Below are 26,679 nucleotides of genomic sequence, written 5' to 3'. Positions count from 1 at the left end.
CTTTCCGGGAGGAGTGCCGATGGCCGTCGCCGACGACATCGAGACCATCAAGCGCCAGGAGGCGACGCTTGTCTTCGATGCCTTCGACGAGCAGGCGGCTTTCGCTATTGGCTCCGCCATCCGCGCCCGCGCGCTCAAGGAAAACCTGCCCGTCATCGTCGATATCCGCACTTTCGACCGGCCGCTTTTTTATGCCGCGATGCCCGGTTCAACTGGTGCGAACCCCGAATGGGCGCGGCGCAAGTACAATGTCGTCAAGCGCTTCCTGAAAAGCACCTATCGCATGGTGCTTGAACAGGATCGCCCGGATCGCACCTTCAAGGTGGGCGAGGGGCTGGACGTCGCCGACTATGTGCTCGCCGGCGGCGGCTTTCCCATCACTGTGAAGGGCGCTGGCGTGATCGGCGTCATCGCCGTGTCCGGCTTGCCGGAGCGGGACGATCATGGCGTCGTCGTCGATGCCTTGTGCGATCATCTCGGCCATGATCGTGACAAACTGTCTTTGCCTGCCCAGAAATCCAACTAGAAGAGCGACCCCTGCATGGATTCCAAGCGCTTCCTGACATCCATCTTCGACGCCGCCGTGGCAGCCGCCGATCCGGAAAAGACCATTCGCGACCATCTGCCGGCCAAGCCGAAAGGCAGGACGATCGTCATCGGCGCCGGCAAGGGCGCGGCGCAGATGGCTGCCGCCTTCGAGAATGTCTGGGATGGACCTGTCGATGGCCTGATCGTCACGCGCTACGGCTACAGCGCGCCGACGAAGCATCTGGAAGTTGTCGAGGCCTCGCATCCGGTTCCGGACGTGGCGGGCCTGGAAGCCGCAAAGCGCGTGATGGAAAAAGTATCTGGCCTGACCGAAGACGATCTGGTCATCGCGCTGGTATGCGGCGGCGGCTCGGCGCTTTTGGCCGCTCCGGCCGAGGGCCTGACGCTTGACGACGAAATCGCCGTCAATCAGGCGCTGCTCGCCTCCGGCGCGCCGATTTCCGCCATGAACACCATTCGCAAGCACATCTCGACGGTCAAGGGCGGCAGGCTGGCAGCGGCAGCCTACCCGGCCAAGGTGGTGTCGCTGGTTGTGTCGGACATTCCGGGCGATGACCCGGCACTTGTGGCGTCCGGTCCGACGGTGCCCAGCACCGGAAGCCGCGCCGATGCGCTGAAGGCAATCGAAACCTACGGCATGAAGCTTCCGGCCGCCGTCATGGCGCACATCAATTCGCCGGCGGCGGACGCACCGGACCCGAAGGACAAGCGTTTCGCCCGCAACGAAGTGCAGGTCATTGCGTCCGCCTCTGTTTCGCTTGAAGCCGCTGCGGCCGAGGCCAAGCGGCAGGGCATCGAGGCGATGATCCTGTCGGATTCGCTTGAAGGCGAGGCACGCGAAGTTGGCTCGGTACATGCGGCAATCGCCCGCGAGATCGCGACCCGCAACCGGCCTTTCAAGAAGCCTGTGTTGCTGCTTTCCGGCGGCGAGACGACGGTGACGCTGCGCGCGAAAGGCAAGGGCGGCCGCAACAGCGAGTTCCTGCTGGCCTTCGCCATCGGCATCGATGGTCATGACGGCATCGAGGCGCTTGCAGCCGACACTGACGGCATCGACGGCTCGGAAGACAACGCCGGCGCTTTCGCCAATGGTTCCACAGTGGCGCGCATGCGGGCGGCCGGTGTCGACGCCAAGGCGATGCTGGCCGGCAACAATGCCTGGACCGCGTTCAATTCCGTTGGCGACCTGTTCGTGCCCGGCCCGACCGGCACCAACGTCAATGATCTGCGGGCGATTCTGATCCGGTAATTGCTGAAAACTTTCGCGAGTAGTCGCGCGCAAGCTTAACGATCCTCATGTAGACAGTGGCTGTCATTGCGTGTGAGGGCACGGCAACTGCGCGACGAGCGGCTGGAATTTCGCAACAATATGGCGATTGCCGGATGGGTCTTCATGGCCATCTGGACCGGCATCCTTTGCCTGTTCACCTACATCTTCATGCGCGACGGCGGCTTTCGCCAATATGATCCGGCGGTTGAATGGGCAATTCTCGCCCTGTTTTGGCTATTTGGCTTGGGTGGCTGCAGTTCCTTTTTTGGAATGCCGAGATTCCGCATGACCATCGTCAACGGTCAGGTGACCGTGAACGAGAGATGGCTGTTGCGCCGAAGCACGGAAACCTTCTCGCTCAGGGTGATGGCCGAGCCGGTTGTTATTCGTGACAAGGATTCCGAAGGCGATCCGTATTTCCGCTGCCGCGTGATCACTCCGGCAGGCCGCTCGATCATCGTCAGCGAGAGCAACGATGAGGAAAAAGTCCGTGCGGTGTGCAAGACGTTGACCGAGGCAATCGGCAGGCGATCCGCATCCCGCCTGGATGGAAATCAGGCAGGTTGACCGCTGCCGCGGGTTTAGCCCATCAGCCGTTTCACGGCCCGCATGTCGTTGAGGAAGCGTCCGCGTTCCGCTTGCTTTTCTGCTTCGTCGGGAATGCGCAGGATGAACGAGGGGTGGATGGTGATGAAAACGCGCAAACCGTCTTCGCGTTCGACCACTTCGCCGCGCATTTTCGTCACTGCAATGCTCCTGCCGAGCAGGGAGAGTGCAGCGGTGGCGCCAAGCGCCACGACCAGACGGGGCTTTACAAGCGCCAGTTCCTTGTCGAGCCACCATCGGCAAGCCTGGACTTCGCCTGCGTTCGGCTTGGAATGGATGCGACGCTTGCCGCGCGGTTCGAACTTGAAATGCTTGACCGCGTTGGTGACGTAGGTTTTTTGCCGGTCGATGCCTGCATCATCGAGAATCCCGTCGAACACCTTGCCAGCCGGTCCGACAAAAGCTTTGCCGGCGATGTCTTCCTGGTCGCCCGGCTGTTCGCCGACAAACATCACTTCGGCATCTGGCGGGCCGTCTCCAAACACAGTTTGAGTGGCATCGCGCCAGAGAGGGCAGCGCCGGCAGCCCTTGGCGGCTTCACGCATGGCATCAAGCGAGGCATAGTTTCCATCGTCGTTCTCGGCATGAGTATCCGGGACCGGCCAGTGCAAAGCCTGCACCTTGGCGTGGTGTGATGCGGGTTGTGTCGGCATGCGGGCAATCATCTCTTTGGCGGCCTCATCCGCGCCTGCGATCAGGTCAGGAATGAGCGCGGCCTCGGGCAGGTTCCGCCAGTATTTCTTGGGCATCTCCTTTTGCATCGCCTGCACCTTCAGCCGCGCCGGGTTGAAGATGTTCTGGAAATAGGTTTGCCACAGCTCTTCTGCGGCATCCTCGGCTGGGGCATCCGCTTTCGCTGCGCCGGGTCCGATGGAAAGGGTTTCGCCGTTCCAGCTTGCCGAGGCGTAAGGCGTCAAAATGGTCCAGCACATGCCGGTGAAGCGGCGCACGAAAAAGCTGGCGTTGCGCTCGACGATGAAATGCGATGGTTCGAACCAGGCCACGAAATGCTCGCCATTGCTGGTTTCGAAACGGCGAAAGCGTACAAAGGCGCGCATCTTATGTATGTCGCGCCCGACCGCCTTCTCCATCGCCTCGAAGCGGCGAACATCGGGGTCGGAAGCGATGTCCAGGAGTTTGGGCTCTCGTCGCAAGCGCCAAAGCATGCGGTAGAGCAGCGCGAAACGTTCCGGATCGCTGTGGCAGATGACGGCCTCGGCTCGGGAGACGAAGCTGCGCGGCACGTCGAGATGCGCCCTTTCCGGCGCTTCAGGAAGCGTTTCCTCCTCCCTGGCGGCGCTTGCATCGACGGCCCAGGTTACGGCTTGCGGATTGATATCGTTCAAAGCGAGTTTCCGCGCCGCATTTCGCCAGCCGGCGAAATCGGTTTCGCTGGCAAGCGCGACGCTGAACGGGGTGAAGGCGAGTTGCATCGTCTGCATGGTCAAAACAACGCCAGTTGCTCGCAAGACCGCACGATTGTCTGGCGCAGCGCCGCCTTGTCCGTCATCGCTCCGGGCGACCACCCTTCGGCGATGATGAACGGCCTGAGCTTGGCAATCGAATTCGCCACACGGCCCACGTCTTCCAGCCGCAGGCGGCGATGCCGGCGTGTCTGCAAAATGCGGTCCACCACCTTTGTGCCAAGCCCCGGCACGCGTAGCAGCATCTCCCGCGATGCGCGGTTGACGTCCACCGGAAACTGCCCGCGATTGCGCAGCGCCCAGGCAAGCTTTGGGTCGATGGCAAGGTCCAGCATGCCGTCGGTCGTGCCCTGCAGGATTTCGCCTTGCCCGAAGCCGTAGAACCGCATCAGCCAATCGGCTTGGTAAAGCCGGTGTTCGCGCATCAGCGGCGGCTTTTGCGAAGGCAGCGCCGATGACGAATCCGGGATCGGGCTGAAAGCGGAATAATAGACGCGGCGTAGCTGGTAGCTGCTGTAGAGCCGAGCGCTGGTTTTCAGGATGCCATCGTCGCTGGTCTTGTCAGCACCGACGATCATCTGCGTTGACTGGCCACCGGGTGCGAAGCGTTCGCGCGTCTTCGTCCGCAGCGTCGGCTCGGCCTTTTCCTCGATCTTCGCACGCAGCTTGGCCATCGAAAGGCGGATGGTTTCCGGCTTCTTTTCCGGCGCCAGCTTCTTCACGCCTTCGTCGGTCGGAAGCTCGATGTTGATGGACAGCCTGTCGGCATAGAGGCCGGCCCGCTCGATCAATTCGGCGGAGCATTCCGGAATAGTTTTCAGATGAATGTAGCCGCCGAATTTTTCCTCAAGCCTGAGCCGCCGCGCCACCTCGACCATTTCGCCCATCGTCTCGTCTGGCGAGCGGATGACGCCGGATGAGAGGAACAGGCCTTCAATGTAGTTGCGGCGATAGAAGTCCATGGTGAGCCGCACCACGTCATCGACGGAGAACCGCGCGCGCCGCACATTGGAGGACGACCGGTTGATGCAATAGCTGCAATCATAGATGCAGAAATTGGTCAGCAGGATTTTCAGAAGCGAGATGCAGCGGCCATCAGGTGCGTAGGAATGGCAGATGCCCATGCCTTCGGTCGAGCCGATGCCGCCGCTCTTCAGCGAGTCGCGCTTGGCCGAGCCGGACGAAGCGCAGGACGCGTCGTATTTGGCGGCATCCGACAGGATGGCGAGTTTTTCGCGAAGCGTGAGCATAGCCATTTGTTCATGATATGTTCTTTTCGGTTACCGCGCTATTAAATTTGACATAGTTGGCAAACGGGGCGCCGTCCGGTCTTAGACTTCGTGCAGATAGAGGTGGTAGTCGAGCTCGCTGATCGTGCGGGCCACGCGCAGATACTCGGCGTATTTGATCGAGGTGAAGGTCCGGTGCAGGTCGTCGCCGAGCGCCGTCCTCAGGAATTGCGAGGCTTGCGCTGCCTTGATCGCCTCGCGCCAGTCTGCCGGCATGGCGCTGCGCGCCTCCTCGGCGGCTTCGTAGCCATTGCCCGTGGTTTCCGGACCGGGATCGAGCTTTTCATCCAGCCCCTTCAAAATGCCGGCGAGAACAGTGGCCGCGACCAGATAGGGGTTGGCATCGACGCCGGAAGGCCGGTGTTCGATGCGCCGGTTCTTCGCTTCGCCCGCCGGCACGCGCAGCGCCACCGAGCGGTTGTTGACGCCCCATGTGGGCGCGACCGGCGCATAGGATTGCGCGACGAAGCGACGCCAGGAATTGGCATGTGGCGCGAACACCAGCATCGATTCCGCCATTGTCGCGGCAAGCCCGCCAAGCGCGTTGAGCAAAAGCGGTGACCAGCTTTCGCCGGCCTTTTCCGTGAACACGTTGCGGTCTTCCCGGTCGAGCAGCGAGACGTGGAAATGCATGCCCGAGCCGGCATAGGACTCGATCGGCTTGGCCATGAAGCAGGCGGTGACGCCATGACGGCGCGCCTGCGCGCGCACAATGCGCTTGAGCAGGATGAGATCGTCGGCGGCGCGCATCACGTCCTTGCGGTAATGCAGGGTCAGTTCGTACTGGCCGGGCGCATATTCCGAGATCACGGTTTCGGTCGGAACGCCCTGTTCCTTGGCGGCCGCATAGATGTCGGAGAAGAGCGGCTCCATGCCGTGTAGATGATCGACGGAATAGACTTCGGTCTTGCCGCTCTTGCGCCCGTCCAGAACGGCGCGGGCGGGCTGCACCTTGCCGTCTGCGTCGCGCTCATTGGCGAGCAGGAAGAACTCCAATTCGAACGCGCCCGCCGGATGCAGCCCTTTCTTTGCGAGCAGTTCGACCTGCCGCGCCAATGCATGGCGCGGGTCCGAGGTCATCGGCGCACCGTCGAGGTGATACATCGCCATCAGAACCTGCCCGCGCGCGGGGCTGGTGCCGTAGAGCGGCACCAACGTGCCGGGAAGTGGCCATGCGCGCAGGTCGCCGTCGCCTGAATCCCAGATCAGTCCGGTTTCGTGGACATCCTCGCCGGTGATGTCGAGGCCGAGGATCGAGATCGGCATATGCCGCCCATCTTCGTAGATGCTCATCAGCTCGTGCCGGCGCACGATCTTGCCGCGTCCGACGCCGTTGGCATCGATCAAGACGATATCGAAGGCCTCGATCTCCGGATGCCGGTCGAGAAAGGCCTGCGCTTCGCTGGGCTTCGAGCCCGAGGGTGATGTCATGATGAAACTCTGGTGGACGCTATCGTGCTTGTCTCATGCCGCAAGTTTCGCGGCAACATCGGCAAATGCTGCGATCAGCCGGTTGACCTGGGCGACGCGCGTGGCGGGCGAGATCAGCATCATGTTGTGGAAGGGCGCGATCAAGACGCCGCGGTTGACCAGCGCGACATGGATTGCCGCTTCCAGTTCAGGCACATGCGCGCCTTCGGCCTCGCCGCCATTCCTGAGCGGGCCGGGCGCACAGATGAACTCGACGCGCGCGCCGACACGTGCCACATGCCAGGGCAGGCGATAACGGTCGATTGCCGCCGTTAGCCCAGCGTCCAGCCGCCGGGCCAGATGTTCCATATGGGCGTAGTTTTCCGCCGTCATCACCTCTTCCAGCGTCGCCCGCATTGCCGCGAACTGCAGCGGATTGGCCGAGAGCGTGGTGCCCATGCCGGAGTAGCCGGGCTCCTTGGTGCGTTCATAGGCGGCAAAGCGCGAGGCAAGTTCGTCGCTCATGCCCCAGATGCTGGCAGGAACACCGCCGGCGACGGGCTTGCCGAGCACGAACAGATCAGGCTCAAGCCCATGAACCTTGATGTAGCCGCCAAGGCCGGTCGAGATGGTGTGCGTCTCGTCGATCAGAAGAAGCGTGCCGGCTGCGCGCGTGAGCTTGCGCAGCGCGACATGGAAGCCGGGTTCGGGCAGCACCATGCACGAATTGGTCAGCACCGGTTCGGTGATGACGCAGGCGACGGATTTGTCGGCCAGTGCAGCTTCGAGGGCAGGGAGATCGTTAAACTCGACCACTTTGGTTCCGCGGGTGAGATCGCGGAATTCGCCGGCAAGACCGGGCCGGTTGATGGCGCGTCCGTCCTTTAGCCGAACCATCGTCTCGTCCACCGAGCCGTGGTAGCAGCCGTTGAAGACGAGGATGGTTTCGCGCCCGGTCACCGCGCGGGCAACGCGCAGTGCAAAGCGGTTGGCGTCGGTGGCGGTCGTCGCGATCTGCCAGAACGGCAGGCCGAACTTTTCTTGCAATAGCGGCCCGATGGCCAGCGCATCTTCCGAAGGCAGCATGTAGGTCAGGCCGCGCCCCGCCTGCCGGCGGATGGCGCGCGCGACGGGCGGCGGCGAGTGACCGAACATCGAGCCGGTATCGCCAAGGCAGAAGTCGTCAAGCCGGTTGCCGTCGATGTCGGTGATGGTCGCGCCCTTGGCCTGATCGACGAGGATCGGGAAGGGCGTCGGCCAATCCTTCATCCAGTGCATCGGTACGCCGCCGAGGAAGCCGGCAATGCCGTTGCCGACCTTCGCCTCGCTTTTCGGGCGTGCTTTGCGGAAGGTTTCGGATTCCCGGTCGCGGATTTGCTCGATCCGGCTGCGGGCGATGCCGCCCAATGTCGTGTCGTCGTGTCTGGTCATGGCCGCCACTCATAGCCAATGAGGCATGAGGACGGCAATCCGGCCAGCAAGGGTCTTTGCGCTGGGCAGCCGCCGGGTGTTGGTCAGGCGGTGATGTCGATGACGCCGCAGTCGCCGGCAGCGGAACCGAACGCGATGCGGCGTTCTTCCCTGTCCCACATCATCGCGGTGATGGCGCCCTTGCCGGGCCGGCGCAGCAACACTTCCTTGGCGTCGGTGAAGCGGGCCGCGATGACCATGCCGTCCTCGTAGCCGATGGCCACGACGTCCTGGCTGGGATGGCAGGCAACGCATGTCACCATGGTGTTGCCGCGCGTACCCAGTTCCAGCGGCGGCTTGCCCATCGGGCCATCCTTCGCCTGGAACGGCCATACGATTGCGGCAGGCGCGCCGGAGCTTGCCAGCCACTTGCCTTTCACCGACCACGACAGGCTTTTGACCTTGGCCGGATAGCCGCTCATGCGCATGTGCTTGCCGTCGGCAAGTTTCCAGCCGTGCAGCGCGTTTTCCTGCATGGTGGTGACGAGGAAATTTCCATCGGGCGAAAAGGCGATGCCGGTGTGGGCGCCAGCCCATTCAAGTTCGGTCGGTTTGCCATCAGCTGCCGGGAAATGCAGCGTTGCGCCATTGTAGCGGGCAACGCCAATGCGCATGCCCTTTGGTGCGAAGGCGATGCCCTCGACCGAGCGCGGATGGGCAAATTCCTTCACCTTGCCGTCAGCGAACCGCACATAGGCGATCTTGCCGGATGCATAGGCGATTGCGCCCTGCGGTCCGGCGGCGACGCTGGTGATCCATTTTCGACCTGCTTCAGCCAGTTGCTCGGCAGTCCCGTCAGCCTTGACTGCAAAGACCTTGCCATCCTCGCCACCGGTCAGCAGGCGGTCGTTCGCCACATCGTGGAAGGTGCACAACAGACCATCATTGGCCTGCGCGGTCTTGTGGCCATTGTCCAACCGATGCACCGCACCGTCTGCCAGCGCGAAATGCGGAACATTGTTCAGGAAGACGGCGGCAAGGCAGTGGCCGTCGAGGTCAAGCGGAGCGACTGTCGGCATGGGTCAGTTGGCAGTCACGGCCTGGCAGGCATCAAAACTTTTCTTCAGCCGTTCCGCATCGAGCTCGCGGCCGATGAACACCAGCCGGCTCTCGCGCTTCTCGTCGTCCTTCCACGCGCGCTGGTGGTCGCCTTCGAGGATCATGTGTACGCCTTGCACGACATAGCGGTCGGGATCGTCCCTGAAGGCGATGATGCCTTTCAGGCGCAATATGTTCGGACCTTCCATCTGGGTGATCTTCTCGATCCACGGGAAGAACTTCTTCGAATCCATCTCGCCGCCGCGCAGCGACACCGACTGCACCGTCACGTCATGGATGGCCGACGGGTGAGCGTGGTCATGATGGTCATGACCGTGGTGGTCATGATCGTGGTGATGATGGTGGTGGTGATCGTGATCGCAATCCGGGCCGCATTCGTGGTCATGGTCGTGATCGTCATGCGCGTCGAGGAAATGCGGATCGTTTTCCAGCGCGCGGGTAAGGTCGAACGCGCCGCGGTCGAGCACTTCCTTGAGATCGACGCCCGAGCGCTGGGTGCGATGGATCTTCGCTGCCGGGTTGATGGCGCGCACGGTGGCTTCCACATCGCGCAATTCTTCGTCCGTCACGAGATCGGTCTTGTTGAGGACGACGACATCGGCAAACGCGATCTGGTCCTCGGCTTCCTTGGAATCCTTGAGGCGCAGCGGCAGGTGCTTGGCGTCGACCAGCGCCACAACGGCGTCGAGCTTGGTCTTGGAACGCACGTCGTCGTCCATGAAAAAGGTCTGCGCCACCGGAACCGGATCGGCGAGCCCGGTGGTTTCCACCACGATGGCGTCGAAGCGCCCCGGACGCCGCATCAGGCCTTCCACCACGCGGATCAGGTCGCCGCGCACCGTGCAGCACACGCAGCCATTGTTCATCTCGTAGATTTCCTCGTCGGATTCCACGATCAGGTCGTTGTCGATGCCGATCTCGCCGAACTCGTTGACGATGACGGCGTAGCGCTTGCCATGATTTTCGGAGAGAATCCGGTTGAGCAAGGTGGTTTTGCCGGAGCCAAGATAGCCGGTCAAAACGGTTACGGGAATTTGCGTCTGGGTGTCGCTCATGTCGGGCCTCGAAAGGGGATGTGGGCTCCATATAGGATGGTTGGTGGCGTTTTGCACGACGAATCCAAACCGTTTCGCGTTGGGCCAGAATGCGGGTCGGCGCGATGAAAATCTGATGCAAGGTAGCAAACAGGCGCTATAGGAGATTTGTTGTGTTAGGGGCGCCGCGTGGATTCGGTCGATGTATTGATCATTGGGGCTGGCGCTGCCGGAATGATGTGCGCTATCGAGGCGGCACGGCGCGGTCGCCGCGTGCTCGTCATCGACCATGCGCGCAGCGCCGGCGAGAAGATCCGCATCTCCGGCGGCGGACGCTGCAACTTCACCAACATCCACGCCGCTCCGAAAAACTTCCTGTCGCAGAACCCCCATTTCTGCATTTCTGCGTTGAAGCGTTATTCGCAGCACGATTTCATTGCACTGGTAAAATGCCACGGCATCGCTTTTCACGAAAAGACGCTCGGGCAACTGTTTTGCGATGGCTCGGCCACGCAGATCATCCAACTCCTGCTGGATGAAATGCAGCGCCATGGCGCTGCGCTTCGGCTGAACACGCGGGTGGAAAGGATCGACAAGACTTCGGACGGCTTCGACGTCGCGCTGGAAACGGGTTCGGTGCGCTGTGCTTCGCTGGTGGTGGCATGCGGCGGCAAATCGATCCCCAAGATGGGCGCAACGGGCCTAGGTTACGACATTGCCGCGCAGTTCGGCGTGCGGCTGGTTGAAACCAGGCCTGCGCTGGTGCCGCTGACCTTCGATCCGAACACGCTGGAACGCCTGAAACCGCTCAGCGGTATCGCTGTCGATGCCGTCGTCTCCTGCCGCAAGACGCAGTTCGAGGAAGCCATGCTGTTTACCCATCGCGGCATCAGCGGCCCGTCCATCCTGCAGATATCGTCTTACTGGCGCGAAGGCGACGAGATCGGCATAGCCATGTTGCCGGGCGTCGATCTGTTTACGGCGCTGCGTTCGGCACGGGTCGACAATGGCAAGCAGGCGCTGCAGACCGTGCTGGCTGCCTTGCTGCCGAAGAAGCTTGCCCAGATGATTGCGGAGCAGTTGGGCATATCGGGAAACATGGCCGACCTGCCGGACCGCGAGCTTCGTCGCGTCGAAGCCGCCGTCAACGACTGGCGCGTCAAGCCTGCCGGTTCGGAGGGCTATAGGACGGCGGAAGTGACGTTGGGCGGTGTCGATACGCGCGATCTCGATTCAAAGACGATGGCGGTGAAGGCCATGCCGGACCTTTATTTCATTGGCGAGGTCGTCGATGTTACCGGTTGGCTCGGTGGCTATAATTTCCAATGGGCATGGTCGTCTGGCTGGTGTGCCGGACAGTCGGCTTAAGGCAATTCGAGGTGCATTTGAAAAACAAGTCAGCCGGATAAGCAGTGTCATGAAACTGCAATGCGGCTCTGCCATAAGCTAGCCACCTTGGTTTTGATTGCCGGCAAAAGGCTTTGCCGCGACCAAAAAGAAGGCCAGTACAAATAGCGGCATATGCTATCGTGCCGCCCGTCCGGATCGAGGGGAAATTATGGCCAAGGCTGACAGAACAGCGACGATGAGCCGGCTGCATTCGGCTGCAAGGCTGGCGCGCACCGCCCTTGCGGCACGGCTGCTCACGCACGGCTTCTATGCCGGACAGGACCAGATCATGCTCGCGCTGGATCGTGAGGATGGGCAGACGCCGGGTACGCTCGCCGACCGGCTGGGCGTTCGCCCGCCGACCATCACCAAGACCATCAACCGGCTTCAGGCACAGGGCTTCTTGGACAAACGGGCCTCGAATTCCGATGCCCGGCAGGCGCATATCTTCCTCACCGACACGGGCCGCGAAATGATCGTGGCCATCGAGAAGTCGGTGAAGAAGACGGAAAAGCAGGCGCTGAAGGGCCTCGACAAGAAGGACCAGAAGGCGCTCTACAAGCTCTTGGCGCGCGTCGAGGCAAATCTTTCCGGAGCGGAAGTGATCGTCGAAGAAGAGCCCGAAGCCGAGGAATAGGCTCGTCATACCGGCGGACCTTTTCGGATAGGCCAGGCGCATTAGCGCTTGCAGCGCGTGGCGGGCTGGCACAAAGCTGGCACAACGAGAAAGCGCGTTGATTCAGGCTTTGCTGTGAGCACTCCCTCCCGACTGGAAGACAGCGCGACGCCCGTCGCGGCCATCCTCTATATGGTCGTGACCTACATACTGTTCACATTCCTGGATTCGTCCAGCAAGTATCTGGTGCTTGCCGGTATCGCGCCGCTGTTCATTGCCTGGGTACGTTTTGCCGGTCATGTCGTTCTGGTGCTGGCATTGTTTCGCGGCTGGCAAAATCTCGGCCGTTTTCGCCCCGCCAGCCTGCCGGCTCACATCCTGCGCGGCCTTTTCCTGGCCGGCTCGACGGTCTTCAACATTCTTGCCCTGCGCTACCTGCAACTTGCCGAAACGACGTCGATCTATTTCTTCGGACCGATGGTCATAACCGCGCTCGCCGGCCCAATGCTCGGCGAATGGGCCGGCTGGCGGCGCTGGTCGGCCATCTTTGCCGGCTTCATCGGCGTTCTGGTCACCACGCGGCCGGGTGTCGGCGTCTTCGGCATCGGCCACGTCTTCGCCCTGTGCTCGATGCTGTCCAATTGCTTCTACGTCATCATGACCCGACGCCTGTCGGCTACCGAAACGCCGGAAAGCCTCGTGCTTTTCGCCGCGCTGGCGCCGGCGGCGCTGCTTTTGCCGACGCTGCCGTTTTCGGTGACCCTGCCAACGGACGCCTGGCATTGGTTCATCCTGTTGATGCTGGGCTTTTTTGGCGGCGTCAGCCACTGGTGCCTGATCCAGGCCTACAGGCAGGCAACCGCGACCTCGCTTGCGCCTTATCCCTATCTGCAAATGATCTGGATGATCGCGTTCGGCTGGTTCATTTTCGACCAGTTTCCGGACAACTGGACGCTTGCGGGCGCTGGCATTATCGTCGCCAGCGGGCTCTACATCATCCACCGCGAGCACCGGCTGCGTGTTCGCAATCAGGCCGGGCCGGGCGCGGAAACCGAGGTTGTGGCAAAAAAGCTTTGATTCGCCGCCGAAGGATGGCATAAGCCGCATTTAAACAGTTTAAATGCCGGATGACTTGGATGGTCAGATCCAGGTTCATCCCGATTGAAGGCGGTGGGGACCCGGGGCGCTGGCACAGAAAATCAAGCTTTCGACGATCGCGGACGCGTTGGGCGTCTCGACCGCAACCGTCTCGCTGGCGTTGCGTGACAGTCCGCTGGTGGCCGGATCGACGCGCGACCGCATCAAGGAACATGCGCGCGAGATCGGCTATATCTACAATCGCCGGGCAGCCAGCCTGCGCACGTCGCGTTCGGGCATTGTCGGCGTCGTCGTCCACGACATCATGAACCCGTTCTACGCCGAGATCCTGCGTTCCATCGAGCATGAGCTGGACCGCTCGCGCCAGACCTTCATCCTGTCGAACCATTACGACCAACTGGACAAGCAGCGCACCTTTATCGACACGCTTTTGCAGCTTGGCGCCGATGGCGTGATCATGTCGCCGGCCATCGATACGCCGGCTTCCGACATACTGATGGCCGAGGAAAACGGCTTGCCTGCGGTGCTGATCGCCCGCGATGTCGAGGGCGCCCACGTGCCGGTGTTCCGCGGCGACGATGCCTATGGCACGGCACTTGCCACCAACCACCTCATCTCCCTCGGCCACAAGCGCATTGCCATGGTCGGCGGCACCGACCAGACCTCGACCGGTCGCGACCGCTATCAGGGCTACGTCCATGCGATGGAGGAAGCCGGCCTCGAGGTGAAGCCTTCCTGGCGCATCGCCGGTCCACGCACCAAGCAGGGTGGATTCGAGGCGGCAAATCAGCTGTTGGCGCTGAAGGACAAGCCCACGGCTGCCTGCTGCTGGAACGACCTCGTCGCCATCGGCCTGATGAACGGCATCGCGCGCGCCGGTTTATTGCCGGGTCACGACATTTCCGTCACCGGCTACGATGATCTGGAAGAGGCGGCTATTGCAACGCCAGCCTTGACCACGGTGTGGAACGGCCAGCGCGAGGTCGGTCGCCGTGCCGCAAGCGCGCTTCTAGACAAGCTGAACGGCCAGCCGGTGCATCTGTCGCAAGACCTCATCAAGCCGGAATTGCATGTGCGCCAGTCAACCGGACGGCCTGTGGAACGTTCATGACCGGTGCCGCATCGCCTGCGCCCGTCACCATACTGGTGCCGGGAACCCTGCACGACCGTGCCATAAGCCGCATTGCTGAGGGCTTCAGGCTGCTTGAAATCGAGACGCCCGATGTCTCGCTTGTCGATCGGGCTGACATCGCGGCGGTGCGTGGCATCGCCACTTTCGGCGAGATCGACGCGGCCTTCATCGACGCGTTTCCGAAACTGGAGATCATCGCCAAGATCGGCGTCGGCTACGACTCGGTCGATTTCGGCCATGCTGCCAAGCGCGGCGTGATGGTCACCAACACGCCGGATGTGCTGACCGAGGAAGTCGCGGACTCGACCGTCGGCATCCTCATTTCCGTGGTGCGCGAATTGCCGAAGGCCGAAGCTTGGCTGCGGGCCGGAAAATGGGCGTCGCAGGGTCCGATCCCGGTCAGCCCGCTGACGCTGCGCCAGCGCAGCATCGGCATTTTCGGCATGGGTCGGATCGGGCTGGCAATTGCAAAACGGCTGGAAGGGTTCGGCCTGCCGATCGCCTACCACAATCGTCGCCCGGTCGAGGGCGTTGCCTATGAATATTATCCTTCGCTGAAGGCGCTTGCCGAGGCGGTGGACACGCTGATCTGCATCGCGCCGGGCGGCCCCTCGACGGAAAAGGCGGTAAACGCCGAAATCTTCGCTGCACTTGGACCGAACGGCGTTTTCGTCAACACCGGGCGCGGCAGCACGGTTGACGAGGATGCGCTGGCAAAGGCATTGGCCGATGGCACCATCGCTGCCGCCGGCATCGATGTCTTCGCCAATGAGCCAAATGTGCCGCAGGCTTTGCTCGACGCGCCCAACACAATGCTGTTGCCGCATGTGGCGTCGGGGTCGGCCCACACCCGCCAGGCCATGGCCGATTTGTGCGTGGACAATCTGGTAGCGTGGTTTTCGACCGGCAAGCCGCTGACGCCGGTGCCGGAGACAGCAACGGTCACTCCAAAGAGACACATCGGAAGCGCTTCAAATTCTATGTAAGTCTACAATCCAAATATAATTTGCAGACTGTATCTTTTGCCGAAGACCGGGCAAAGTAGCAGGCTAAAGAATTGGAAATATTTATTCTGATCGGCTTAATTGCCGTCGCGTCTATTTCAATTTTCTGGGTTCTGGGTCGGCCCCTCATGGCTAGTCGGCTGTACGGGAAGCCAGCCTTGACCGTTGTCCGCAACTACGGACTTGGCGACTCCGCTAGCCAATTGCGCCACGTCATGGCAGCGACCTTTTACAAGAAGAAGGTCATGAGCAAGGCCGAATATCGCATCTTCAAGATAGTTGAGACGGAGATTGCAGCCGCCAAGAAAGGCTATCGTGTCCTATCGCAAACCAGTCTGGGCGAAATAATTGGTTCTGAGGACAAGAAGGCCTTTTACTCAGTCAACAGCAAGCGCGTGGATGTTCTGGTGATCGGACCTTATGGCGATCCTCTCGCGGCCATTGAATATCAAGGTCAGGGGCACCACCAAGGTACTTCTGCTGCGCGCGATGCAATAAAGCGAGAGGCGTTGCGCCGCGCTGGCATTCACTACGTCGAAATCCTGCATGACCATTCTGACGATGAAGTTACCCAACTCGTTAGGCGGGTACTTTAACGTTATCCCGAGACGCTAGATTTCTTACTCCGCTGCGGCGCGGGTGCCTGCTCGGGCTGCTGCGTGAAGACGTGCTGCATCGCCGAACGCCTTGAACACCTGTTGCGACACGCTGTCGGACTTCACCCAATATTCCGGGTGCCACTGAACACCGACGGCGAAGGCGCGTGAATCCTTGACCGAGACCGCCTCGACGGTGCCGTCTTCGGCAACCGCCTCGATCTGCAGCTTCGGTCCAAGCCGGTCCACGGCCTGCCGATGCACGGAGTTCACGGCGATCTCGCCTGCGCCGAACACGCCGGCAAGGCAGCTTCCCGGCTTGATCGACACTTTCTGGCGGATGGCAAAGCGTTCGTCCTGGTTGTCGCTGACCGGAGCGCGGTGGTCGAGCGCACCGTCCCGTTCCTGGATTTCGGTCGCCAGCGACCCGCCAAGCGCAACGTTCATCTCCTGGATGCCACGGCAGATCGCAAGCAACGGCACGCCGCGCTCTATTGCCTTGCGAATCAGGGGCAGTGTGGTCGAGTCTCGCGCCTGATCGTAAGGGCCGTTGGCTTCGCTTGCATCGCCACCGTAGAGCGATGGATGCACGTTCGACTTCGAGCCGGTCAGCATCACCCCATCGACCGATGAGAGAAGTTCATCGAGATCGAGCCGGTCGCCGAAGGACGGCACCAGCACCGGTAAAACGCCGGCGCCGGTGATCGCCGCCTCGAGATATTGCTGCGGCGCGGCATGCCAGGTGTAGTTCTCGAACTGCTTGACGTCAGTGGAGACGGCGACGAGCGGCTGAAGCATTTTTCGGTGATCCGTTGGCGACCTGCGATCTGGGTCCTGACCCTAGCTGCATTCAAGATAGGCAATATGAAGGCGTTTTGCCACGACAAGTTCGCCTTGGCCATTGCGCCAGCCAAAGATCGTTCGACTATAGTTGCAAGCTTTTTGATGCCTTAAGAGAAGCTGCAACCATATTGGCTGTGCTATCGTCCGGCCGCTGGACTAGAGAGGTCCCGCGTGTATTGTCTCATTGCACCGGTTGCCGATAGCGAAACGAATTCACGGTGATCGGACCATAAGTTCCTATTGCGGAAAGGGAGGAAGTTGATGGATCGTCGTTCATTCATTCGGAAGGCCGGTACGGCCGGCGCAGGGGCTGCGGCCGCTGCCGCAACGCTTGCCACGCCGGCAATCGCCCAGTCCAATCCCAAGATTACATGGCGGTTGACGTCATCCTTCCCGAAGTCGCTCGACACGATCTACGGTGGCGCCGAAGTCTTCTCGAAGATGCTTTCGGAAGCGACCGACGGCAATTTTACCGTTCAGGTGTTTGCGGCCGGCGAAATCGTGCCCGGTCTTCAGGCTGCCGATGCCACGACCGCCGGTACGGTCGAAGCCTGCCACACGGTTGGCTACTATTACTGGGGCAAGGACCCCGCATGGGCGCTCGGCTCTGCCGTGCCGTTCGCGCTTAACGCACGCGGCATGAACGCTTGGCACTACCACGGCGGCGGCATCGACCTTTACAACGAATTCCTTGGCAAGCAGGGGCTGGTCGGGTTCCCCGGCGGCAACACCGGCACCCAGATGGGCGGCTGGTTCCGCAAGGAAATCAACACGCTGGCCGATCTTTCCGGCCTCAAGATGCGCATCGGCGGCTTCGCCGGCAAGGTGGTGGAGAAGCTCGGCGTGGTGCCGCAGCAGCTCGCCGGCGGCGACATCTATCCGGCGCTGGAAAAGGGCACGATCGACGCGGCCGAATGGGTCGGTCCCTATGATGATGAAAAGCTCGGCTTCCAGAAGGTCGCGCCTTACTACTACTATCCGGGCTGGTGGGAAGGTGGCCCGACCGTCCATCTCATGTTCAACAAGGCCAAGTACGAGGAGCTGTCGCCGGCTTACAAGTCTCTGGTCCGCACGGCTGCGCAGGCCGCCGACGCGAACATGCTGCAGAAGTACGACTACCTGAACCCGACCGCGGTGAAGTCGCTCGTTGCCAACGGCGCCCAGCTCCGTCCGTTCAGCCAGGAAATCCTGTCGGCCTGTTTCGACAAGGCAAACGAAGTGTATGCCGAGATGATGGCCTCGAACGAGGGCTTCAAGAAGATCTGGGATTCGATCACGGCGTTCCGCAAGGAGCACTATCTGTGGGCGCAGATCGCAGAATACAACTTCGACACCTTCATGATGATCCAGCAGCGCGCAAACAAGCTGTAAGCTGGCCATCGGACCGCGCGCCTTCGGGCGCGTGGGATGCCTTTAATAAAAAACCCCGGAGTTTAGGCTCCGGGGTTTTTCTTTGGCTTTTTGCCGGCCGTCAGTTGAAACTCGGTGGCTGGCTGAGATTTGGCATCGCCGGAGCGGGATTTGCCGGGGCGCTGCCGTCTGCGGGCGGGCTGCCGAGTGGCGGCAGGCCAAGGCCGGGCAGTTCGGGCACCTTGATCTCGATGGTTGATGGATCGACCACCTTGCCCTTGTAGTGCATGACCATCTGCGGGAACAGGATCGTAAGCCCGATCATGATGACCTGGATGACCACGAACGGCACAGCGCCCCAATAAATCTGCCCGGTCGTCACCGGCGCGATCTGCTTGCCGGTGATGCGGTCGAGATAGGGCACGCGCGCCGCCACCGAACGCAGGTAGAACAGCGCGAAGCCGAACGGCGGATGCATGAAGCTCGTCTGCATGTTGATGCCGAGCAGCACGCCGAACCAGATCAGGTCGATGCCGAGCTTGTCGGCTGCCGGGGCCAGCAGCGGCACCACGATGAAGGCCAGCTCGAAGAAGTCGAGGAAGAACGCCAGGAAGAAAACCAGGACGTTCACCACGATCAGGAAGCCGACTTCGCCGCCCGGCATCGAGACCAGAAGGTGTTCGACCCACAGATGGCCGTTGACGCCATAGAAGGTGAGCGAAAACACGCGAGCGCCGATGAGGATGAACAAGACGAACGAGGAAAGTCGGGTGGTTGACGCCAGCGCTTGCTTGATGACCTCGAGCGTAAGCCGCTTCTTGGCTGCGGCCATGATCAGTGCGCCGACCGCGCCCATGGCGCCGCCTTCCGTCGGCGTGGCAATGCCGAGGAATATGGTGCCGAGCACGAGGAAAATCAGCGCCAATGGCGGGATCAGCACGATGATGACCTGCTGGGCGAGCCTCGACATCATGTTGATGTTCATCGCCCGGTCTGCAATCGCCACGACATAGATGAAGATAATGCCCACCGTCGCGCCGAGGATGTCGGCGTTGGAGCCGTGGGTAGGCGAGAGGTAGACGTGCGCGCCATAGGCGACGGCTGCCGCAACCGCGAGAGCCACCGCCAGCGAAATGACGCCATGTCCAAGCGTCCGCGCTTCCATCGGCAGTGCCGGCATCGAATTCGGCCGGATGATCGACATCAGCAGGACGTAGCCCATGTAGAGGCTGGTCAGGACGAGGCCTGGAATGATGGCGCCCGCATACATGTCGCCGACGGAGCGGCCGAGCTGGTCAGCCAGAACGATCAGCACCAGCGAAGGCGGAATGATCTGCGCCAGCGTGCCGGAGGCAGCGATGACGCCGCTGGCCATGCGCCTGTCGTAGCCGTAGCGCAGCATGATCGGCAGCGAAATCAGCCCCATGGCGATGACCGAGGCGGCAACGACGCCTGTGGTGGCCGCAAGCAGCGCGCCCACGAAGATCACCGCATAGGCAAGGCCGCCACGGATTGGTCCGAACAACTGGCCGATGGTGTCAAGCAGGTCTTCGGCCATGCCCGATCGTTCGAGCACGATGCCCATGAAGGTGAAGAACGGGATGGCGAGCAGCGTGTCGTTCGACATGACGCCCCAGAACCGTTCGGGCAACGCGTAGAGAAGCGGCCATGACAGGTTGATGCTGCCGCCTGAAAAGGGGGCAAGCTCGACGCCGATGAGGAAGAACAGAAGGCCGTTGGCGGCGAGCGAAAACGCCACCGGGTAACCCAGCAGCATGAAGATGATGAGCGAGAAGAACATGATCGGCGCCATGTTCTGGGCGATGAACTCGATCATGAGCGGGCCTCTTCAACCAGGGCATCCGCTTCGAGCTTCGCCTGTTCGTGGCTCGATATGAACGGTGTCGGATCGTCCATCTTGCCGGACATCACCGCGATTTTCTTGATGATTTCGGAAACGCCCTGGAAGCCGAGTTGCAGGAAGCCGATCAGCAACAGCGCCTTGGCAGGCCAGATGATCAGGCCGCCTGAATTGGTCGACATCTCTCCACTGTTAAAGGACAGGCTCACATAGGGAATGAAATAGAAGATCATCAAAAGCACGAACGGCATCAGGAAAAATACATGGCCGAACAGGTCGATCCAGTGCTGCACGCGCCGCGAGAACATGCCGTAGATGATATCGATGCGAATGTGCTCGTTCTGCTTCAGCGTGTAGGCGGCGGCGAGCAGGAAGGCTGCACCGAACAGGTACCATTGCAGTTCAAGCCAGGCGTTGGAGGATGTGTTGAAGGTTTTGCGGATAATCGCATTGCCGGCGCTGACCAGGATCGAGATCAGGATCGCCCACGATATCCATTTGCCGATGAACTCGTTGATGCGGTCGATAAGGCTTGAAATCGCAAGCAGAACTGTCATGTCGCGGTCGCGCGTCCGTGTCCAGATCGCGGCTATGAGCACGAGCAGCAAGATGCCGAGCATGACTTGCCCGGTCGGCGAACGCCAAACGGCGTCGAGCAGGTTCATCGGAATTCCTCCCTTGGGCAGCTTCCCGTATTCCGTTCCGGCGCATTGCGCTTCTTGTTGGACCAACGGTATGCAGGATGCTGGATTGACCCGTCAACTCGGCAGTGTTGCTTTTTGAACGGGCGGGAAAACCGGAAAAGCCGGGAAAACCCGGCTTTTGTGTTTGAATTCAACGAAAGTCTGACAGATCAGGCTGCTTTGACGCCGTCGCGTCCGGCCCCTATCAGCACCAGCATGGCGGCAAGCATGGCCAGCATCCAGGCGTCGCGCCATTCGACCGGGAAGTAGCCTGCCCACAGCGACTCGGCCAGCCCGTAAGCGGCTGCGCCAAGCGCTGCCCTCGACGGCGAAAGGTAGCCCCCGACGGCGGTCACGAACAGGATCTTGAGGCCGTAGATGAGCCCCGCGCCAAAACCGATGTTGCCGTAGAACAGGCCTGCCATGATGCCGGCTACGCCTGCGCAAAGTCCGCCCGCAACTATCGCAGTGCGGTTGATTTTGCCGGTGTCGATGCCACAAAGCGAGGCAGCTTTGGGATCATCGCAAACCGCCCGCCAAGCCCTGCCGAAGTTCGAGCGGGCAAGTGCGATGCCGCCGAGGGCGAGCACCGCACATCCAACGGCGCAATTGATCAATTGGATCAGGGTCATCGTCGCTTCAAAGCCGGCTGTGCGGGCAAACACGACCGGTATCGCCAACATGGGCGGCAGCCAGAAGTCATGCGTATCGGCCGCGATCCGGCTGAATTCGGTCAATGCGATCAGCACGCCGAGCGTGGCCGTAACGATGGCGTTGGGCGAGGCGGCGGCCAGTGGGCGCAAGACACGGCCAGCCAATATGGCACTGATCAGCGCCGTGTAGGCAAGCGCCACGACGATGCCGAGCGCAACTGTTGCCGGCAGTGTCAGCCACAAGACGTTCCAGCCGAACACCGCAACCAGGATCATCGTCTGGCCGCCGAAGGCAAACAACCCGCCATAGGCGAGGTTGGTCCGCTTCAAGGTGCCGTTGGTCAGCGCGTAGCCGAAGGCCAGCAAGGCGTAGAGCGCACCGGAATGCAGCCCGTTCAACGCCTGCTGGAACAGATAGATCATGGAAATGCGTCCGCGCCGGGCATCCTGGGGCGCATTCTTGCGTTCGGAATATAACTTGTCAAATACGTTTTACTGGTTAGTTTAGCTTGCATGACGGTTTCGTGGATCAAACATCGTTTTGCCGGCGGCGTCCTCGCGCTCGATACCGCCAACACGGTGGTGTTGCGCGGTCATGCCGGCAAGACATTCGACCGCTTTGACGATGCCGACGAGATCGCGCGCTTTGCGGATGCCGCCAGCATCTTCAGGGCGGTGGAACTCGGCGACAGGAAGTTGGAGGCTCCCAATCCCCGCCAGATCGCCTCGCAAGTTCTGGCAATCCGCGAGGCGACCGACGGGCTGTTCCGGAGCGCGGTATCGACCGGTGGCATGGCGGCGGACATTATCTCGGCGCTTCTGACTGCCTGCGCGGCTGGACTGCACGGCAAGCGGGAGCAGGTCGGTCAGCCGGGGAGGCCATTTGGCGACCCATCGACCCCGATTGCCTTCGAGGCGGCGCTGGCCGTTTCCGCGCTCTCGTTGCTGGGCGGCGACAGCCTTGCAAGGATGCGGATTTGTCCGAACTGCAACTGGCTCTTTCTCGACAAGAGCCGCAATTCCAGCCGGCTGTGGTGCGACATGGCCGTCTGCGGTAACCGCCGCAAGGCGAGCCGCCATTATCATCGCAGGGCTGCGGCAAAGGATGCCGGAGACAAGAAGGAGGCAGGCAATGCCTAGCCGGATCATACGCGTCACGCTCATTGCGGCAGCCCTCACCGCTGCTGTCAGTCTTAGTGCCTGCCGAGATACCGCCAAGGATGCGCTGTTCGAGATTTCGGGAAGGCTCGTCGTGTTCAACTACCGGGAAGCGACACTGAGGTATCTTGTGACGCTGAAGCCGCTTCGGCCGATCGGCGAGGGGCAGGTGGCGGTGACGACGATGGACAATCCGGCCGGCGGCGTGCCGCTGGTGTTCAGCCAGAAGCTTTTCCCGAGCCAGGCCAAGGTGACAGTTGAAAGCCCGCCGCTCGAGTGCGTCGTCAAGGACAAGGCTTACAAGGTAGCCATCCGCATCGAAGATGCTGATGGCAGCCTTCTGCAACAGATCGACACCACCATGGTTTCGGCGCAGGATCAGGACATGTTGCCCGACCGCAAGCTGGTCGTCGGTCCGGGATACGAGCCAAATCCGGAGCTTGCCGGCCACCCCGACGGCAAACTTCCGGGCGGGCGCGGCGTTACCTGTCCGGCCGCAAGTTGATGGCACGTGCGGCTGCGGTCACTGGCATGTGTATTGATTTCGTTTGACCTCTTGGGTTTGGACAGAAAGACTGGTTCATCTGTTCTCGACGTTGGCCAGCTTATCGTGGCCTCCGCAGAGGTGAAACCTGATGACGTTGCATGCCGTCGCGCTCGACGACAAATTCGACCTGTCCAAGGAGCGCGTCTTTCTCTCAGGCGCGCAGGCCGTGGTGCGCATGCTGCTCATGCAGCGCGAGCGCGACCGGTTGGCCGGCCTCAACACGGCGGGCTTCATTTCGGGTTATCGCGGCTCGCCCCTTGGTGGCCTCGACCAGCAATTGTGGAAGGCGAAAAGCCAGCTTGCCGGCTCGGATATCGTTTTCCAGCCGGGCCTTAACGAGGAACTGGCCGCGACCGCCTGCTGGGGCACTCAGCAGGCGGAACTGTTGGGCGAAGGCCGCTTCGACGGCGTCTTTTCCGTCTGGTACGGCAAGGGGCCGGGCGTCGACCGCACAGGCGACGTGTTCCGCCACGCCAACCTTGCAGGCACCTCGAAGAATGGCGGCGTGCTTGCCCTGATGGGCGACGACCACATGGCGGAATCGTCCACCAACGCGCACGCCACCGAATTCGCCTTTGTCGATGCGATGATCCCGGTATTCAACCCGGCCGGCGTGCAGGAATTGATCGACTACGGTCTCTACGGTTTTGCCCTGTCGCGCTTTGCCGGCACATGGGCCGCCATCAAATGCGTCAAGGACAACATCGAATCGACCGCATCGGTCGATGCTTCGCTTGGGCATCTCGATATCGTCATTCCGGAATTCGACATGCCGCCCGGCGGCCTCGGCATCCGCCACGAGATCAACATGCTCGGGCAGGAAGAGCGCCTGTTCGAACACAAGCGCGCGGCTGCTGCTGCCTTCATCCGTGCCAACAGGCTGAACCGCATCGTCTATTCCGGTGGGCGCAAGCCGAAGCTCGGCATCGTCACCGTTGGCAAGAGCTATCTCGATGTGCGCCAGGCGCTGGAAGACATCGGCATTGATGAGGCCGCCGCCAATCGCATCGGCATACGCCTGTTCAAGGTCGGCTGCCCGTGGCCGCTCGATTTCGAGCATGTCGCGGAATTTGCGCGCGGCCTCGATACGATCATCGTCGTCGAGGAGAAGCGCTCGCTGATCGAGGTGCAACTACGCGAAAACCTCTATGGCAGCGCCATCCAGCCGAAAATCGTCGGCAAGAAGGACGAGCGCGGCGACTGGCTGTTTCCGGCCAAGGGCGCGCTCGACCCCAACGACATCGCCATTGCGCTTGGCGAGCGCATTCTGAAGACCGTCGGCCACTCGGACGAGATTGCCGCGCGCGTCGCCAATTTGCGCCAGTTCCAGGCCATGCTGGCGGACACCAAGGATGTCGGCTCGCGCACGCCTTACTTCTGCTCCGGCTGCCCGCACAATTCCTCGACCAAGGTTCCGGAAGGCTCGCTTGCCGCCGCCGGCATCGGCTGTCATTTCATGGCGCTGTGGATGGACCGCTCGACGGTCGGCTTCACGCAGATGGGCGGCGAGGGCGCTCAATGGGTAGGGCAGGCACCGTTCTCGACGCGAGACCACATCTTCCAGAACCTCGGCGACGGCACCTACAACCATTCCGGTGCGCTGGCGATCCGCTTTGCCCGCTCGAGCGGCGTCAACATCACCTACAAGATCCTTTACAACGACGCCGTGGCGATGACCGGCGGCCAGCCGCATGACGGTGGCCTGACGGTCGATGCCATAGCCCGTCAGGTGCGGGCCGAAGGGGTGGACCGCATCGCCGTGGTCACTGACGAGCCGGACAAATATGCCGGCCGCGCCGAATTTCCTTCAGGCGTAACCATCTATCCTCGCGAGGAACTGGACCGGGTCCAGCGCGATCTGCGCGAGGTGAAGGGCGTTTCCGTCCTGCTCTACGACCAGACCTGCGCGGCGGAAAAGCGTCGCCGCCGCAAGCGCGGTGCGTTTCCCGATCCAGACAAGCGCATCTTCATCAACGAACTGGTCTGCGAAGGCTGCGGCGATTGCGGTGTCGCGTCGAACTGTGTGTCCGTGCAGCCGGTCGAGACCGAGTTCGGACGCAAGCGCCGCATCGACCAATCGTCCTGCAACAAGGATTTCTCCTGCGTTGACGGGTTTTGCCCGTCCTTCGTCACCGTTCACGGTGCCAAGATCAGGAAAGCTGCGGGTCTCGCCGGGTCTGCAGATCCGCTGGCCGGCGTGCCTGAACCTGCGCCCTACAGTCTGGACCGCGACGGTTGGGCGGCGGTCATCGACGGCGTCGGCGGCACGGGCGTCGTCACCATCGGCGCGATTTTGGGCATGGCTGCGCATCTGGAGGGCAAGGGATGCGGCATGATCGACATGGCCGGACTTGCCCAGAAGGGCGGCGCGGTTTTCACCCATGTCCGCATCGCGTCCCGGCCGGAAGATATCCATGCCATCCGCGTTTCTGCCGGCAAGGCAGACCTCGTGCTTGGCTGTGATCTCGTTGTATCGGGTGCCAAGAAAGTGCTGGCCTCGGTTCGCGAGGGGCATACGCTTTTTCTCGCCAACACTGCCGAGATCATGCCAGGCGACTTTACGCGATCGGCGGATTTTTCGTTGCCGGTCGAGCGTATCAAGAAGGCCATCCGGTCGGCAGCCGGCGACGACATGGCGCATTTCGTTGACGCGACACATACCGCGACGGTGCTGTTCGGCAATTCTCTTGGGGCCAACATGTTCATGCTCGGCTTTGCCCTGCAGCTTGGCGGCTTGCCGCTATCTGCGGAAGCGGTCGAAAAGGCGATCGAGTTGAACGGTGAGGCTGTCGCGATGAACATCGCCGCATTCCGCTGGGCGCGCAGGGCAGCTCACCAGCCGGCATTCGTGCGCGAACTTGTGGAAGGCAAGAGCGAAGCACGGTCGCAAAAGCCGCTCGCCCAGACGCTGGATGAAGTGATCGCGCGTCGCGCGGAGTTCCTTGCCGCTTACCAGAACGCCGCCTACGCCAAGCGTTACACGGACAGGATCGCCTCCGTTCGTGCCGCCGAGGCGAAGGCTGCGCCCGGTTCAACTGTGGTAACGGAAGCGGTCGCCCGCAACCTGTTCAAGCTGATGGCCGTCAAGGATGAGTATGAGGTCGCGCGCCTTTACACCGATGGTTCGTTCACCCGCGAACTTTCTCGCCAATTCGGCAGCTACGACAGGTTGGAGTTCCATCTTGGCCCGCCGATCCTCGGCAGGCGCGACGCGAATGGACGTCCGCGAAAATCCAGTTTCGGTCCCTGGATGATGACCGGGTTCCGAATTTTGGCGACACTGAAGGGTCTGCGCGGCACGGCATTCGACCTGTTCGGCTACACGGCCGAGCGGCGGCTGGAGCGGCGGTTGCTGGCGGATTACGAGCGGGACATCGACCTTATCGCAGGCCGTCTCGCCCCGGATCGCCTTGAGGCTGCTGCCGCACTTGCATCGGTCCCGGTTCTCATCCGCGGCTATGGCCACGTCAAACACGCGTCGATTAAAAGGGCCGAAGGCGAACGCTCCAGGCTTCTGGAAAGGCTCGAAGGGAAGGTTGCAGAGCCGCAACTACAGGCTGCTGAATGATCGATACCTCTTGTTTACCTGAAGCGAAGAATGTCGAATTTTCCTGTGTTTCATGCGTTTCAGCTACCCG

The 26,679-nt window shown here is 61.6% G+C and carries 23 protein-coding genes; 13 read left to right on the top strand and 10 right to left on the bottom strand.

The window, feature by feature from the left end; genetic code table 11:
* Positions 1–19: 19 nt before the first annotated feature.
* The 3 genes from ACODTY_RS10455 to ACODTY_RS10445 all read left to right on the top strand — a co-directional run bounded on the left by ACODTY_RS10455 (position 20) and on the right by ACODTY_RS10445 (position 2,386).
* A complete protein-coding gene (locus ACODTY_RS10455; protein ID WP_488994202.1) occupies positions 20–526 on the top strand; it encodes a heme-degrading domain-containing protein in 507 nt (168 codons plus the stop codon).
* A gap of 15 nt (positions 527–541) precedes the next feature.
* Positions 542–1,798 (top strand): glycerate kinase type-2 family protein, encoded by a 1,257-nt coding sequence (locus tag ACODTY_RS10450; RefSeq protein ID WP_488994201.1) that lies wholly within the window; start codon positions 542–544, stop codon positions 1,796–1,798.
* Between the two features lie 66 nt (positions 1,799–1,864).
* Positions 1,865–2,386: a hypothetical protein gene (locus ACODTY_RS10445; protein WP_488994200.1), complete on the top strand. Its 522-nt coding sequence runs from the start codon at positions 1,865–1,867 to the stop codon at positions 2,384–2,386.
* Between the two features lie 14 nt (positions 2,387–2,400).
* On the opposite strand, the gene ACODTY_RS10440 is transcribed toward ACODTY_RS10445, so the two are convergent.
* The 6 genes from ACODTY_RS10440 to ACODTY_RS10415 all read right to left on the bottom strand — a co-directional run bounded on the left by ACODTY_RS10440 (position 2,401) and on the right by ACODTY_RS10415 (position 10,132).
* Entirely contained in the window at positions 2,401–3,867 is a 1,467-nt protein-coding gene (locus ACODTY_RS10440) for a UdgX family uracil-DNA binding protein (protein WP_488994199.1), read from the bottom strand.
* Between the two features lie 2 nt (positions 3,868–3,869).
* Positions 3,870–5,105, bottom strand: a complete 1,236-nt coding sequence (locus ACODTY_RS10435; RefSeq protein ID WP_488994198.1) for a putative DNA modification/repair radical SAM protein — start codon at positions 5,103–5,105, stop codon at positions 3,870–3,872.
* Positions 5,106–5,180: 75 nt separating this feature from the next.
* Positions 5,181–6,569 (bottom strand): glutamine synthetase family protein, encoded by a 1,389-nt coding sequence (locus ACODTY_RS10430; RefSeq protein WP_488994197.1) that lies wholly within the window; start codon positions 6,567–6,569, stop codon positions 5,181–5,183.
* A gap of 33 nt (positions 6,570–6,602) precedes the next feature.
* Complete coding sequence (locus tag ACODTY_RS10425; protein WP_488994196.1) at positions 6,603–7,979, bottom strand: aspartate aminotransferase family protein; 1,377 nt, start codon at positions 7,977–7,979, stop codon at positions 6,603–6,605.
* An 83-nt stretch (positions 7,980–8,062) separates the two neighbouring features.
* Positions 8,063–9,037 carry a WD40 repeat domain-containing protein gene (locus tag ACODTY_RS10420; protein ID WP_488994195.1) on the bottom strand — a complete coding sequence of 325 codons (975 nt, stop codon included), beginning with the start codon at positions 9,035–9,037 and terminating at the stop codon, positions 8,063–8,065.
* Positions 9,038–9,040: 3 nt separating this feature from the next.
* The gene (locus tag ACODTY_RS10415; protein ID WP_488994194.1) at positions 9,041–10,132 is read right to left on the bottom strand and encodes a CobW family GTP-binding protein; all 1,092 of its coding nucleotides are present in this window, start codon (positions 10,130–10,132) and stop codon (positions 9,041–9,043) included.
* Between the two features lie 168 nt (positions 10,133–10,300).
* Between ACODTY_RS10415 and ACODTY_RS10410 the strand changes: the two genes are divergently transcribed.
* From ACODTY_RS10410 to ACODTY_RS10385, 6 genes are all read left to right on the top strand, one after another.
* Entirely contained in the window at positions 10,301–11,479 is a 1,179-nt protein-coding gene (locus ACODTY_RS10410; protein WP_488994193.1) for a BaiN/RdsA family NAD(P)/FAD-dependent oxidoreductase, read from the top strand.
* A 190-nt stretch (positions 11,480–11,669) separates the two neighbouring features.
* The gene (locus ACODTY_RS10405) at positions 11,670–12,137 is read left to right on the top strand and encodes a MarR family winged helix-turn-helix transcriptional regulator (protein ID WP_488994192.1); all 468 of its coding nucleotides are present in this window, start codon (positions 11,670–11,672) and stop codon (positions 12,135–12,137) included.
* A gap of 171 nt (positions 12,138–12,308) precedes the next feature.
* Positions 12,309–13,193, top strand: a complete 885-nt coding sequence (locus ACODTY_RS10400; RefSeq protein ID WP_488994259.1) for a DMT family transporter — start codon at positions 12,309–12,311, stop codon at positions 13,191–13,193.
* 109 nt (positions 13,194–13,302) lie between these two features.
* Positions 13,303–14,325 carry a LacI family DNA-binding transcriptional regulator gene (locus tag ACODTY_RS10395; protein WP_488994258.1) on the top strand — a complete coding sequence of 341 codons (1,023 nt, stop codon included), beginning with the start codon at positions 13,303–13,305 and terminating at the stop codon, positions 14,323–14,325.
* A complete protein-coding gene (locus ACODTY_RS10390; RefSeq protein ID WP_488994191.1) occupies positions 14,322–15,332 on the top strand; it encodes a 2-hydroxyacid dehydrogenase in 1,011 nt (336 codons plus the stop codon). Before ACODTY_RS10395 ends, ACODTY_RS10390 begins: the two co-directional genes overlap by 4 nt.
* 71 nt (positions 15,333–15,403) lie before the next feature.
* Positions 15,404–15,946: a DUF2726 domain-containing protein gene (locus ACODTY_RS10385; protein WP_488994190.1), complete on the top strand. Its 543-nt coding sequence runs from the start codon at positions 15,404–15,406 to the stop codon at positions 15,944–15,946.
* 24 nt (positions 15,947–15,970) lie between these two features.
* On the opposite strand, the gene ACODTY_RS10380 is transcribed toward ACODTY_RS10385, so the two are convergent.
* Positions 15,971–16,744, bottom strand: a complete 774-nt coding sequence (locus ACODTY_RS10380) for a gamma-glutamyl-gamma-aminobutyrate hydrolase family protein (protein ID WP_488994189.1) — start codon at positions 16,742–16,744, stop codon at positions 15,971–15,973.
* Positions 16,745–17,050: 306 nt separating this feature from the next.
* Between ACODTY_RS10380 and ACODTY_RS10375 the strand changes: the two genes are divergently transcribed.
* Positions 17,051–18,160: a TRAP transporter substrate-binding protein gene (locus tag ACODTY_RS10375; RefSeq protein WP_488994188.1), complete on the top strand. Its 1,110-nt coding sequence runs from the start codon at positions 17,051–17,053 to the stop codon at positions 18,158–18,160.
* A 100-nt stretch (positions 18,161–18,260) separates the two neighbouring features.
* Here ACODTY_RS10375 and ACODTY_RS10370 read toward each other — a convergent pair whose 3' ends face one another.
* From ACODTY_RS10370 to ACODTY_RS10360, 3 genes are all read right to left on the bottom strand, one after another.
* The gene (locus tag ACODTY_RS10370) at positions 18,261–19,976 is read right to left on the bottom strand and encodes a TRAP transporter large permease (protein ID WP_488994187.1); all 1,716 of its coding nucleotides are present in this window, start codon (positions 19,974–19,976) and stop codon (positions 18,261–18,263) included.
* Positions 19,973–20,557, bottom strand: a complete 585-nt coding sequence (locus ACODTY_RS10365) for a TRAP transporter small permease subunit (RefSeq protein WP_488994257.1) — start codon at positions 20,555–20,557, stop codon at positions 19,973–19,975. The genes ACODTY_RS10370 and ACODTY_RS10365 overlap by 4 nt, the downstream gene beginning before the upstream one ends.
* 296 nt (positions 20,558–20,853) lie before the next feature.
* Positions 20,854–21,759, bottom strand: coding sequence for a branched-chain amino acid ABC transporter permease (locus ACODTY_RS10360; RefSeq protein ID WP_488994186.1), 906 nt, complete (start codon positions 21,757–21,759; stop codon positions 20,854–20,856).
* Positions 21,760–21,849: 90 nt separating this feature from the next.
* Between ACODTY_RS10360 and ACODTY_RS10355 the strand changes: the two genes are divergently transcribed.
* The 3 genes from ACODTY_RS10355 (at position 21,850) to ACODTY_RS10345 (ending at position 26,609) form a co-directional block, all read left to right on the top strand.
* Positions 21,850–22,476 carry a CGNR zinc finger domain-containing protein gene (locus ACODTY_RS10355; protein WP_488994185.1) on the top strand — a complete coding sequence of 209 codons (627 nt, stop codon included), beginning with the start codon at positions 21,850–21,852 and terminating at the stop codon, positions 22,474–22,476.
* Positions 22,469–22,999 carry a hypothetical protein gene (locus tag ACODTY_RS10350; protein ID WP_488994184.1) on the top strand — a complete coding sequence of 177 codons (531 nt, stop codon included), beginning with the start codon at positions 22,469–22,471 and terminating at the stop codon, positions 22,997–22,999. Before ACODTY_RS10355 ends, ACODTY_RS10350 begins: the two co-directional genes overlap by 8 nt.
* A gap of 130 nt (positions 23,000–23,129) precedes the next feature.
* The gene (locus ACODTY_RS10345) at positions 23,130–26,609 is read left to right on the top strand and encodes an indolepyruvate ferredoxin oxidoreductase family protein (protein WP_488994183.1); all 3,480 of its coding nucleotides are present in this window, start codon (positions 23,130–23,132) and stop codon (positions 26,607–26,609) included.
* Positions 26,610–26,679: the final 70 nt, after the last annotated feature.

This window comes from Mesorhizobium sp. FG116 (genome assembly GCF_057809835.1).
This window is presented reverse-complemented; position numbering and strand designations above follow the sequence as displayed.

Excerpts from the sequence above, each read along its gene's own strand:
- ACODTY_RS10455 (WP_488994202.1), top strand. The coding sequence starts at position 20 with ATGGCCGTCGCCGACGACATCGAGACCATCAAGCGCCAGGAGGCGACG.
- ACODTY_RS10450 (WP_488994201.1), top strand. The coding sequence starts at position 542 with ATGGATTCCAAGCGCTTCCTGACATCCATCTTCGACGCCGCCGTGGCA.
- ACODTY_RS10440 (WP_488994199.1), bottom strand. The coding sequence starts at position 3,867 with ATGCAGACGATGCAACTCGCCTTCACCCCGTTCAGCGTCGCGCTTGCC.
- ACODTY_RS10435 (WP_488994198.1), bottom strand. The coding sequence starts at position 5,105 with ATGGCTATGCTCACGCTTCGCGAAAAACTCGCCATCCTGTCGGATGCC.
- ACODTY_RS10430 (WP_488994197.1), bottom strand. The coding sequence starts at position 6,569 with ATGACATCACCCTCGGGCTCGAAGCCCAGCGAAGCGCAGGCCTTTCTC.
- ACODTY_RS10425 (WP_488994196.1), bottom strand. The coding sequence starts at position 7,979 with ATGACCAGACACGACGACACGACATTGGGCGGCATCGCCCGCAGCCGG.
- ACODTY_RS10420 (WP_488994195.1), bottom strand. The coding sequence starts at position 9,037 with ATGCCGACAGTCGCTCCGCTTGACCTCGACGGCCACTGCCTTGCCGCC.
- ACODTY_RS10415 (WP_488994194.1), bottom strand. The coding sequence starts at position 10,132 with ATGAGCGACACCCAGACGCAAATTCCCGTAACCGTTTTGACCGGCTAT.
- ACODTY_RS10405 (WP_488994192.1), top strand. The coding sequence starts at position 11,670 with ATGGCCAAGGCTGACAGAACAGCGACGATGAGCCGGCTGCATTCGGCT.
- ACODTY_RS10400 (WP_488994259.1), top strand. The coding sequence starts at position 12,309 with ATGGTCGTGACCTACATACTGTTCACATTCCTGGATTCGTCCAGCAAG.
- ACODTY_RS10390 (WP_488994191.1), top strand. The coding sequence starts at position 14,322 with ATGACCGGTGCCGCATCGCCTGCGCCCGTCACCATACTGGTGCCGGGA.
- ACODTY_RS10380 (WP_488994189.1), bottom strand. The coding sequence starts at position 16,744 with ATGCTTCAGCCGCTCGTCGCCGTCTCCACTGACGTCAAGCAGTTCGAG.
- ACODTY_RS10375 (WP_488994188.1), top strand. The coding sequence starts at position 17,051 with ATGGATCGTCGTTCATTCATTCGGAAGGCCGGTACGGCCGGCGCAGGG.
- ACODTY_RS10370 (WP_488994187.1), bottom strand. The coding sequence starts at position 19,976 with ATGATCGAGTTCATCGCCCAGAACATGGCGCCGATCATGTTCTTCTCG.
- ACODTY_RS10365 (WP_488994257.1), bottom strand. The coding sequence starts at position 20,557 with ATGACAGTTCTGCTTGCGATTTCAAGCCTTATCGACCGCATCAACGAG.
- ACODTY_RS10360 (WP_488994186.1), bottom strand. The coding sequence starts at position 21,759 with ATGATCTATCTGTTCCAGCAGGCGTTGAACGGGCTGCATTCCGGTGCG.
- ACODTY_RS10355 (WP_488994185.1), top strand. The coding sequence starts at position 21,850 with ATGACGGTTTCGTGGATCAAACATCGTTTTGCCGGCGGCGTCCTCGCG.
- ACODTY_RS10350 (WP_488994184.1), top strand. The coding sequence starts at position 22,469 with ATGCCTAGCCGGATCATACGCGTCACGCTCATTGCGGCAGCCCTCACC.
- ACODTY_RS10345 (WP_488994183.1), top strand. The coding sequence starts at position 23,130 with ATGACGTTGCATGCCGTCGCGCTCGACGACAAATTCGACCTGTCCAAG.